Source organism: Bradyrhizobium sp. 87 (genome assembly GCF_023073015.1).
Classification (GTDB): domain Bacteria; phylum Pseudomonadota; class Alphaproteobacteria; order Rhizobiales; family Xanthobacteraceae; genus Bradyrhizobium; species Bradyrhizobium canariense_D.
Genome location: NZ_JADPIQ010000109.1, coordinates 92,266 through 101,451, shown reverse-complemented (window position 1 = coordinate 101,451; position 9,186 = coordinate 92,266). Strand labels below are relative to the sequence as shown.

Here is a 9,186-nt window from a genome sequence, read left to right as displayed (position 1 = left end):
GAGGGAGCAGTAGGCACTCTTTCCGTGCTGGGGCCGTCCCCTTCGGCCGTTACCGCCGTCGTTCGTGCCGCGGGCATCGCCTCGCGGATCCCCGCATCGGACAAGGCGCACGTTCTGTCATTAGACGTTGGCAGTCGGTTGGGCCTATTTAGAGGTCCAAGGTCAGCTTTTTCGACTTTGCACCCGAATAGCAAATCATGATCGTCTTGTTTGTCTCTTGTTCCTGCTTGCTCAGAAACTGCTCGCGGTGATCCGGCATGCCTTCGATCACGCGTGTCTCGCAGGTTCCGCAGCCACCTTCCACAAGCGAAATTCCTGAATCGATCAGTGCATCCAGGAATCGACTTCCCGGGCTCAACGGCAATCGTACGATATCGAAACATAACGGCCGTGCCCATCTTCCAACCCAAGATCGCGCGAACCATCGGTTTGCTTCAGCGACGCGGAGCCCATCTATCCACGGCCGCACGGGTTTCTCGCGACAGATTGATTTCGAAATGGCCTGGAGAAATATGAGATACCGCTCCACATGTCGGGCGAACTGAACTCACGGGCCAACTCAGCCAGCCGTCAAAGCCCCGACCTTGAGCCAGAAGGTGTTCTGCGGATTCCGACGCGTGCGCCATCACGGCCGGAAACACTTTTGCATTGGCGGACGCTGGTCGTGACGAGCGCCAAGACCCGATGCGACGAGAGCAACTTCATGAGTAGAATCCGAGAACGGCCTTTGTCTCGAGATATTCTTCCAAACCCCTCTAGGCCGTACTCCCGGCCGTTGCCGGAACGCTTGTATCCACCGAAAGGTGCGTTCGGGTCCCAGTCAGGATAGTTCACATGGACCTGACCAGACCGGATCTCTCCGGCTACGGCCCGCACCGTTTCCATATCCGTGCCCTGCACGTGGGCGCCGAGGCCGTAGACAGTGTCGTTGGCGATCTCGATCGCCTCCTCCACTGTGTTGTAGGAAATGATGGACAGCACGGCGAATTCCGCACCAATGCATTATTTCGACTGCTTGTCCGATTGTTCGCTGTAGTACCCTATCCTACGATGAGGGCGTAACAGACCACCCCAAGTAGCCTCGGCGGTATATACTGAGATGAAAGCCACGGAGATAGGCCACTATGGTCGATGTAATGCACGACGCCGTTTAGTTTGATTCGGGAACGAGCATCAGAAGCTCCATTTCCAAACGCGTTCAAAAAATTCGGCGGCATCAGAGCTGCTTACATAACGAACTCAGCAGCTTAAGCGTGGCTGGGGCGGGAGGGATCGAACCTCCGAATGGCGGAATCAAAATCCGCTGCCTTACCACTTGGCTACGCCCCATCAGGCCCTGGGGAACGGCGGCGACACGAGCGTCCGCGGATTCCCTCGAGTGGTGCCGGTCTATAGGGAGAGGCGCGGCATTACAACCGCCCGGAGGGGCAAAATACCACAGGCGCCGGTGGCGCCGCGCCATGCCTTACAGGAGCGCTACGCCAGCCCGTTGCCGACGGGCGTTCCGCACCCCTCCTGACGGTTGAGACCTCCCCCGTTTCATGGGAATACGGCGGCAAGACCAGTCTAGCGAAGACCTGTACCGCCAAGAACTGTCCACGGGAGTGAGCCATGACCTACCGCGCGCCGATCTCTGACATGCTGCTGTCGCTCAACCACGGCGCCGGCCTGAAAGCTGCCATGGAGGCCGGCCATTACGGCGATTTCGACGGCGATATCGTGAGCGCCGTGCTGGAGGAAGCCGGCAAGTTCGCAACCGACGTGCTGGCGCCGCTCAACAAGGTCGGCGACGAGCACGGCATCAAGCTCAGCGACGGCAAGGTCACGACCGCGCCGGGCTGGCCGGATGCCTACAAGCGCTGGACCGAGGGCGGCTGGAACGCGGTCTCCGGCCCCGAGGATTTCGGCGGCCAGGGCCTGCCGCTCGCGATCAACGCCGCCTGCACCGAGATCTGGAGCGCCGCCAATGTCGCCTTCGGCCTCTGCCCGCTGCTGACGGCGTCGGCGATGGAGGCGCTGGACGCGCATGGCAGCGACGAGCTGAAGAAAATCTATCTCGAGAAGCTCGTCTCCGGCGAATGGACCGGCACGATGCAGCTGACCGAGCCGCAGGCCGGCTCCGATGTCGGCGCGTTGCGCACCCGCGCCGAGAAGCAGGCCGACGGCACCTATCGCATCAAGGGGACGAAGATCTTCATCACCTACGGCGAGCACGACATGACCGACAACATCGTGCATTTCGTGCTGGCGCGCCTGCCGGACGCGCCCGCAGGGACCAAGGGGATATCGCTGTTCCTCGTGCCGAAATTCATGGTCAACGAAGACGGCTCGCTGGGTGCGCGCAATGACATCTTTGCCTCCGGCGTCGAGCACAAGCTCGGCATGCATGCCTCCCCCACCTGCACCATGACCATGGGCGATCATGGCGGCGCGATCGGCTTCCTGGTCGGCGAAGAGAACCAGGGCATGCGCTGCATGTTCACGATGATGAACCAGGCCCGCCTCGGCGTCGGCCTCGAAGGCGTCGGTGTTGCCGACCGTGCCTATCAGCAGGCATTGTCGTACGCACAAGAGCGCAAGCAGGGCCGCGCCCTCGGCAACAAGGGTGACGGTTCCGATGCGATCTTCGTGCATCCCGACGTCAAGCGCATGCTGATGCGGATGCGGGCGCAGACCGCTGCGGCGCGCACCATCTGCTATGCGACCGCGGTGGCGATCGACGTCTCGACGCGTGCCAGGGATCCGAAGGTCCGCGCCGACGCTGCCGCGCGTGCGGCATTGCTGACGCCGATGGCCAAGGGCTATTCGACCGACATCGGCAACGAGGTCGCCTATCTCGGCGTGCAGGTGCATGGCGGCATGGGCTTCATCGAGGAGACCGGCGCGGCGCAGCACTATCGCGATGCCCGCATCACCGCGATCTACGAGGGCACCAACGGCATCCAGGCCATCGACCTCGTCACGCGAAAGCTCGCGGCCAACGGCGGCGCGTCGGTGTGGGCGCTGCTCGACGAACTCTCCGCAATCGTGAAGCAGGTCGAAGCCTCCAACGATCCCGCCTTCGGCACCACGGGCGTGAAATTGCGTGAGGCACTGGAGGCGCTGACGCGCACCAGCAAATGGCTGCTGGAGCGGCTTCCTTCCGCGCCGAACGAGGCGCTGGCCGGCGCGACGCCGTATCTGCAACAGTTCGGCGCCACGCTCGGCGGCTGCATGCTGGCGTCTGAAGCGCTCGCCGCGAAATCCGACGGCATCGCGGACGCCGGGCGCTACGTCTCGCTGGCGCGCTTCTTCGCCGAGAACATCGCCGTGCAGGCCGGCGCGCTCGAGCGCACCGTGACGGAGAGTGCGGAGTCGGTCGCGGCAGCGGATGCGGTGCTGTTGGGGTAGCTGGGACGCGTAGCCCGGATGGAGCGCAGCGCAATCCGGGGCCATCATTGCTGGTGACACGAATTTCCGGATTGCGCTGCGCTCCATCCGGGCTACGAAGCCGCAAGCTTCGTACGTCGCCCCGGCCGCCATAGTACGACGCTCGCCGCCACCACGTCGAGCACCACGCACATCGCAAACGCGCTCGTGTAGTCGCCGGTTACGCTGCGCACGAGACCGACGATGCCGGGGCCGAAGGCGCTGACGATGCCGCTGATCGAGGTGCCCAGCCCCATCGCAGCGGCGAAGGCGCTCGCGCCGATCTCCCGCTGGATGATCAAGGGCGGAAACGTGATCATGTTGCCGATCGAGAAACCGTAGACGGCGCAGCACACGAGCAGCACGGTCGGATTCGTGCTTTGCAGAAGCACGAACAGCGCCGCCGCCTGGCTCGTCATCGATGCCGCGCAGGCGAGCCGCGGATCGAGCCGGTCCACGAACAGGCCGAGCGAGAGGCGCCCGACCACCGCCATCGCCGCCATGACGGTGACGGCAAGGCCCGCACTGGCGCGGCCGATCAGCGGTTCGAGGAACGTCACCTGATGGATGATGAATCCCATCTGCGCCAGCAGCGCGACCGCGATCGGCAGCACCATGGTCCAGAACGCCGCGTTGGCGAGCAGCGTCTTGCGTGAGTGAACCGAAGGCAAGGCAGTGCCGCCAGTGGATGAATTCCCACCCGACGTCGGCGGCATTTCGGTTCGCCACCCGGTGAAGATGACCACCACCGGCAGCACCAGCACCACCATCGCCAGCGTGGCCGCCAGCATCGCGGAACGAAAGCCGATGCTGCCGCTCAGCGACAGCAGCAGCGGCACGAGCACGATGCCCCCGCAGGTCGCGCCGTTGTAGGCGAGGCTGAGCGCGAGCCCGCGGCGCCGTTCGAACCAGGAGTTCAGCACGGTCGCGATCACCACCGTGCCCATGCCGGTCCAGCCGACCGACATCAGCGCATAAGCGAGATAGAGCTGCCACGGCGTCTGCAGCAGCGCCAGCAGCACCGTCGAAGCGCCGAGCGCCGACAGGCCGCACAGGATCAGCGACCGCAGCCCGATGCGGGCGAGCAGATCGTCGGTGAAGATGACGAGGACGGCAGTCAGGAGAAAGGAGAAGGTGCTGGCCGCGGAGACCAGCGTGCCCGGCCAGCCATGGGCGCGCTGCAGTTCCGCGAGATAGACGCCCTGACCGTACAGGCCGAAGCCGAACATGAAGAAAGCCATCAGGAAGCAGGCCAGCACGACGCGCCAGCCGCGATAGTGCAGCGAGGATTCGTCAACACGAGTGGCGGCAATCATCAATCGGGCAATCGGCCAAATGGAACGGCGCGAGGCGATCGTGCACCACAACCAGTGGTTTTTCAATCGAAAATGGCGGTTGATCATTGCAACGCGGAACACGGCGGCGAGCGTGATGCGCCCGTCTCGGGCGAATTCGGTCTCCAAAAGGTCGCGCTAGCGCATTGGCACGCCTGCAAGATGATGTAGGCTGACGTTTCGCGAGTCTAGCAATGTCAGTATCGCGGCGACCGCAGGGGCCCCTCATGCCGAATGGCAATATCGTCGTCAGCGAAGAGCGCGGAACGCGCGTGATCACCCTGCGCCGCCCGAGCAAGAAGAACGCGATCACGCAGGACATGTATCGGGAGATGAGCCGCGCGATCGACACCGCGCAGAACAATCCCGACATCCGCTGCATGATCATCACCGGGGGCTCCGGCGTGTTCACCGCCGGCGACGACATCGACGATTTCATGCACGCCGACACGTCGCGCCCCGAGACGCTGTCCGACGGCGCCAAGTTTCTCTATTCGCTAGCTCACAACGCCAAGCCGGTGATCGCGGCCGTGGACGGCGCGTCGATCGGCATGGGCACCGTGATGCTGTTCCATTGCGACTATGTGCTGGCCTCGAACGCGGCGACCTTCTCCGCGCCCTACATCCATCTCGGGCTCGTGCCAGTCGGCGCGTCCAGCCTCTTGATGCCGAACACGATGGGCTACCAGCGCGCCTTCGCCATGCTGGTGATGGGACGGACTTTTACGGCCGCGGAAGCGCATGCCGCCGGCTTCGTCAACACCGTGGTCTCGCCGGGTCATACCGAGGTCGAGGCACGCAAGGTGGCGCGCGATATCTGCCGGCTTCCCGCCGAAGCGGTCGCGATCTCGCGCAAACTGCTCCGCGTCGCATCCGAGGAGCTCACCCGCCGCATCGATCAGGAGGCCCATCTGTTCGGCGAGCGGCTGAAGTCGGAAGAAGCCACCGCCGCGTTCAACGCGTTTATGAACAGGAAGAAGCGGTAGGCTGTCTTCCCTCTCCCATGGCGGGAGAGCCTGGCTCGCCGCAAAGCGGCGAGACGGGTGACGGGTTCTATCCGCGAGTCGAACTCACATTTGAATTTGCGGAGACACCCCCTCATCCGGCGCTTCGCGACACCTTCTCGAGAAGGGGAGAAGGAAGAAAGCTTCGTGAAATCTTCGTGCGGAACGACTAGTCTGGTTTCATGCAACATGTTCTCCGGCTGACCGTCTTCTCGCTCGCGCTCGCCGCCCTGCCCGCGTCCGCCCAAACCGCCGCACCCGTCGAGCTGCGCATCCTGGCGATCAACGATTTCCACGGCAATCTGCGCCCGCCGCCGGGCGGCATCCGGATCAGCGATCCCGAGGACAAGGCCAGGAAGGTGATGGTGGCGGCCGGCGGTGCCGAATACATGGCGACGCTGGTGAAGCAGCTGCGCGAGGGCCACAAGAACACGATCTTCGTCGCCGCCGGCGACCTGATCGGCGCGAGCCCGTTCCTGTCGGCGATGTTCCACGACGAACCTTCGATCGAGTCGCTCTCGATGATGGGGCTCGCGATCAGCTCGGTCGGCAATCACGAATTCGACGAAGGCAAGACCGAGCTCCTGCGGATGCAGAACGGGGGCTGTCATCCCGTCGACGGCTGTCAGGGGCCGCATTCCTTTACGGGCGCCAGATTCCGCTATCTAGCGGCGTCCACCATCGAGACGGCGACGGGCAAGAGCGTGCTGCCGCCTTACGAGATCAGGGAATTCGAAGGCATCCCCATCGCCTTCATCGGGCTGACCTTGAAGGACACCGCGGGCATCGTCTCGCCATCGGGCATCACCGGCCTCGAATTCCGCGACGAAGCCGAAACGGTGAACGCGCTGGTGCCGCAGCTGAAAGCGGGTGGGGTCGAGGCGATCGTAGTGCTGATCCACCAGGGCGGCGAGCCGGCCGGCGACTACAATGAATGCCCTGCTATCACGGGGCCGATCGTCGACATCGTGAAAAAAATCGATCGCGCCGTCGACCTCGTCGTCAGCGGCCACACCCATCGTGCTTATGTCTGCGATATTGACGGGCGGCTCGTCACCAGCGGCGACAAATACGGTACTCTGGTCACCGCGATCGACCTCAAGCTCGATCCGGCAACGCGCGACATCGTCAGCGCTAGGGCCGAGAACGTCCTCGTCGCCAATGCCTCGCTGCCTAGGGATCCCGAGCAGACCGCATTGATCGACGCTTACGACAGGCTTTCGGCGCCGATCGCCAATCGCCCGGCTGGATCGGTGACGCAGACGCTGTCACGCGTGCCGAACGAGGCCGGCGAAAGCCCGCTCGGTGACGTCATTGCGGACGCGCAGCTCGCCGCGACCAGGGACGCCAAGGACGGCAGCGCCGTCATCGCGCTCACCAATCCCGGCGGCATCCGCACCGACATCGTGCCAAAGGAGAACGGCGCGATCACCTTCGGCGACGTTTTCGCCAGCCAGCCGTTCCGCAACCGGCTCGTCACCATGACGCTCACGGGCAGCCAGCTCAAGGACATGCTGGAGCAGCAATGGCTCGATCCGAAGCGGCCGCGGATTCTCCAGGTCTCGAACGGGTTCAGTTACGCCTGGGATGCGGCGAAGCCATACGGCGAGCGCGTGATCAACGAGAAGATGACGCTCAATGGCAGGCTGATCGAAGCCGGAAGCGGCTACCGCGTCACCCTCAACGATTACCTCGCAGTCGGGGGCGACGGGTTTACGGTCGCCAAACAAGGCACGGGGCCGCAATATGGCGGCTACGACGCTGACGCGCTGTTCGCGTTCTTCCGGGCGCACGGACCGATCGGACCGCTGCCGCTGAGCCGCATCCTGCGCGTGAATTGATCCGGATCAAACAGGCCGCTCCGGGACACCCTTTGCCATTCCCGGGGGAACGCATAGATTGGGTTTTGCATTTGCGTTTTGGCGCCGGATGCGCCAAGCGACGTCGAGAGCCCGCATCCCATGAGGCCGACTGATGAGTACGCTTCTCCTCTCCCACAAGGCCTGCCTCGACCACGTCACGCCGCCGGGACACCCTGAAAGGCCGGACCGCCTGCGCGCGGTGGAGGAAGCGCTGTCGCATGAGCGCTTCCAGTTCCTGGTGCGCGACCAGGCGCCGGAGGGCGATCTCGACCTCGTCACGCTCTGCCACAACGAGCACTACGTCACGGAGCTGCGCCACATCGCGCCGACCAGCGGACAGGTCTATATCGATGGCGACACCTCGATGTCGCCTGGCACGTGGGAAGCGGTGATGCGCGGCGTCGGCGGCGCGGTCGCGGCGACCGAAGCGGTGATGGCGGGCGAGCATCGCAACGCCTTCGTCGCGGTGCGCCCGCCCGGCCACCACGCCGAGATCGGCAAGCCGATGGGTTTCTGCTTCTTCGACAACGTCGCCATCGCCGCGCGCCACGCGCAGCGTAAATACGGCATCAAGCGCGCGGCCATCGTCGATTTCGACGTGCATCACGGCAACGGCACGCAGGATATTTTCTGGTCGGACCCGACCGTGATGTACTGCTCGACGCACCAGATGCCGCTGTTTCCGGGCACCGGTGCCAAGAGCGAGCGCGGCGACCACGACACCATCGTCAACGCACCGCTCGCCTCCGAGGACGGCGGGCCGGAATTCCGCATCGCGTTCGAGAATCTGATCCTGCCGCAGCTCGAAAAATTCAGCCCGGAGCTGCTCGTCATCTCTGCCGGCTTCGACGCGCATTATCGCGATCCGCTGGCGTCGCTGAATTTGCGCGCGGAGGATTATGCCTGGGTGACGCGTAAGTTGATGGACCTCGCTGACAAGACCGCCGGAGGGCGCGTTGTTTCTGTGCTCGAGGGCGGCTACGACCTGCAAGGACTGAAAGAATCTGTTACGGCGCATGTCGGCGCCCTGATGGGCGCCTGACACACCCGCCACATTGCGCCCGCAAAACTTTGCTTTCTCCGACGTGAAGCGAATCGGGCAATCGGAAACTTATATGGCCGAAAATACCCAAATCGACATCTCCAGGCTGACCTTCGAACGCGCCATCGAGGAGCTCGAAACGATCGTGAAACGGCTCGAGGACGGCAAGGTGCCGCTCGAGGAATCCGTGACGATCTACGAGCGCGGCGAGGCCCTGAAGCGCCGCTGCGAGGAGTTGCTGCGCCAGGCCGAGGCGCGCGTCGACAAGATCACCACCGATGCCAGCGGCCAGGCGACCGGCACCGCGCCGCTCGACGTCCAGTAAGGGCCGCCTTCAAAGCCGCCTATCTCACGCAGCGCGCACCGGCAATTTTTCATGATCGCACGCCGCCGTCGGCGTTGCTGCTGCTTGATTCCAGGGAACCGGCGCTCCGGAGATTATGGAACCTCCCTCAGAGCGCCCCTCGTCCTCCTGAATCCGGCCTAAAAATAGCTTCCCCACGCGAAAAACCTTGCCGAGGAACCGGGCTAGCTTT

Annotated in this window: 7 protein-coding genes, 1 tRNA gene and 2 pseudogenes; 6 read left to right on the top strand and 4 right to left on the bottom strand. The window is 63.9% G+C overall.

Annotation, left to right across the window (positions count from 1 at the left end; genetic code table 11):
- A pseudogene (locus IVB50_RS29165) lies at positions 1–99 on the top strand (Crp/Fnr family transcriptional regulator); the annotation flags it as partial.
- A gap of 49 nt (positions 100–148) precedes the next feature.
- On the opposite strand, the gene IVB50_RS29160 reads toward IVB50_RS29165, so the two are convergent.
- The 3 genes and pseudogenes from IVB50_RS29160 to IVB50_RS29150 all read right to left on the bottom strand — a co-directional run bounded on the left by IVB50_RS29160 (position 149) and on the right by IVB50_RS29150 (position 1,329).
- Entirely contained in the window at positions 149–358 is a 210-nt protein-coding gene (locus IVB50_RS29160) for a 2Fe-2S iron-sulfur cluster binding domain-containing protein (protein WP_247298711.1), read from the bottom strand.
- Positions 359–701: 343 nt separating this feature from the next.
- Positions 702–981, bottom strand: a pseudogene (locus IVB50_RS29155) (aldehyde dehydrogenase family protein); the annotation flags it as partial.
- Positions 982–1,254: 273 nt separating this feature from the next.
- Positions 1,255–1,329, bottom strand: a tRNA-Gln gene (locus tag IVB50_RS29150).
- A gap of 282 nt (positions 1,330–1,611) precedes the next feature.
- Here IVB50_RS29150 and IVB50_RS29145 point away from each other — a divergent pair.
- Positions 1,612–3,390, top strand: coding sequence for an acyl-CoA dehydrogenase (locus IVB50_RS29145; protein WP_085352538.1), 1,779 nt, complete (start codon positions 1,612–1,614; stop codon positions 3,388–3,390).
- Between the two features lie 92 nt (positions 3,391–3,482).
- On the opposite strand, the gene IVB50_RS29140 is transcribed toward IVB50_RS29145, so the two are convergent.
- Positions 3,483–4,724: an MFS transporter gene (locus IVB50_RS29140; RefSeq protein ID WP_085352688.1), complete on the bottom strand. Its 1,242-nt coding sequence runs from the start codon at positions 4,722–4,724 to the stop codon at positions 3,483–3,485.
- A 245-nt stretch (positions 4,725–4,969) separates the two neighbouring features.
- Between IVB50_RS29140 and IVB50_RS29135 the strand changes: the two genes are divergently transcribed.
- From IVB50_RS29135 to IVB50_RS29120, 4 genes are all read left to right on the top strand, one after another.
- Positions 4,970–5,728 carry an enoyl-CoA hydratase-related protein gene (locus tag IVB50_RS29135; RefSeq protein WP_204513897.1) on the top strand — a complete coding sequence of 253 codons (759 nt, stop codon included), beginning with the start codon at positions 4,970–4,972 and terminating at the stop codon, positions 5,726–5,728.
- Between the two features lie 200 nt (positions 5,729–5,928).
- Entirely contained in the window at positions 5,929–7,587 is a 1,659-nt protein-coding gene (locus tag IVB50_RS29130; RefSeq protein WP_018456263.1) for a bifunctional metallophosphatase/5'-nucleotidase, read from the top strand.
- A 133-nt stretch (positions 7,588–7,720) separates the two neighbouring features.
- Complete coding sequence (locus tag IVB50_RS29125) at positions 7,721–8,650, top strand: histone deacetylase family protein (RefSeq protein ID WP_018456262.1); 930 nt, start codon at positions 7,721–7,723, stop codon at positions 8,648–8,650.
- A gap of 73 nt (positions 8,651–8,723) precedes the next feature.
- On the top strand, positions 8,724–8,975 hold the full coding sequence (locus IVB50_RS29120) for an exodeoxyribonuclease VII small subunit (RefSeq protein WP_007594646.1): 252 nt from the start codon (positions 8,724–8,726) through the stop codon (positions 8,973–8,975).
- The last annotated feature ends 211 nt before the right edge of the window (positions 8,976–9,186 follow it).

Coding starts and splice junctions, on each gene's coding strand:
- IVB50_RS29145 (WP_085352538.1), top strand. CDS start 1,612: ATGACCTACCGCGCGCCGATCTCTGACATGCTGCTGTCGCTCAACCAC.
- IVB50_RS29140 (WP_085352688.1), bottom strand. CDS start 4,724: ATGATTGCCGCCACTCGTGTTGACGAATCCTCGCTGCACTATCGCGGC.
- IVB50_RS29135 (WP_204513897.1), top strand. CDS start 4,970: ATGCCGAATGGCAATATCGTCGTCAGCGAAGAGCGCGGAACGCGCGTG.
- IVB50_RS29130 (WP_018456263.1), top strand. CDS start 5,929: ATGCAACATGTTCTCCGGCTGACCGTCTTCTCGCTCGCGCTCGCCGCC.
- IVB50_RS29125 (WP_018456262.1), top strand. CDS start 7,721: ATGAGTACGCTTCTCCTCTCCCACAAGGCCTGCCTCGACCACGTCACG.
- IVB50_RS29120 (WP_007594646.1), top strand. CDS start 8,724: ATGGCCGAAAATACCCAAATCGACATCTCCAGGCTGACCTTCGAACGC.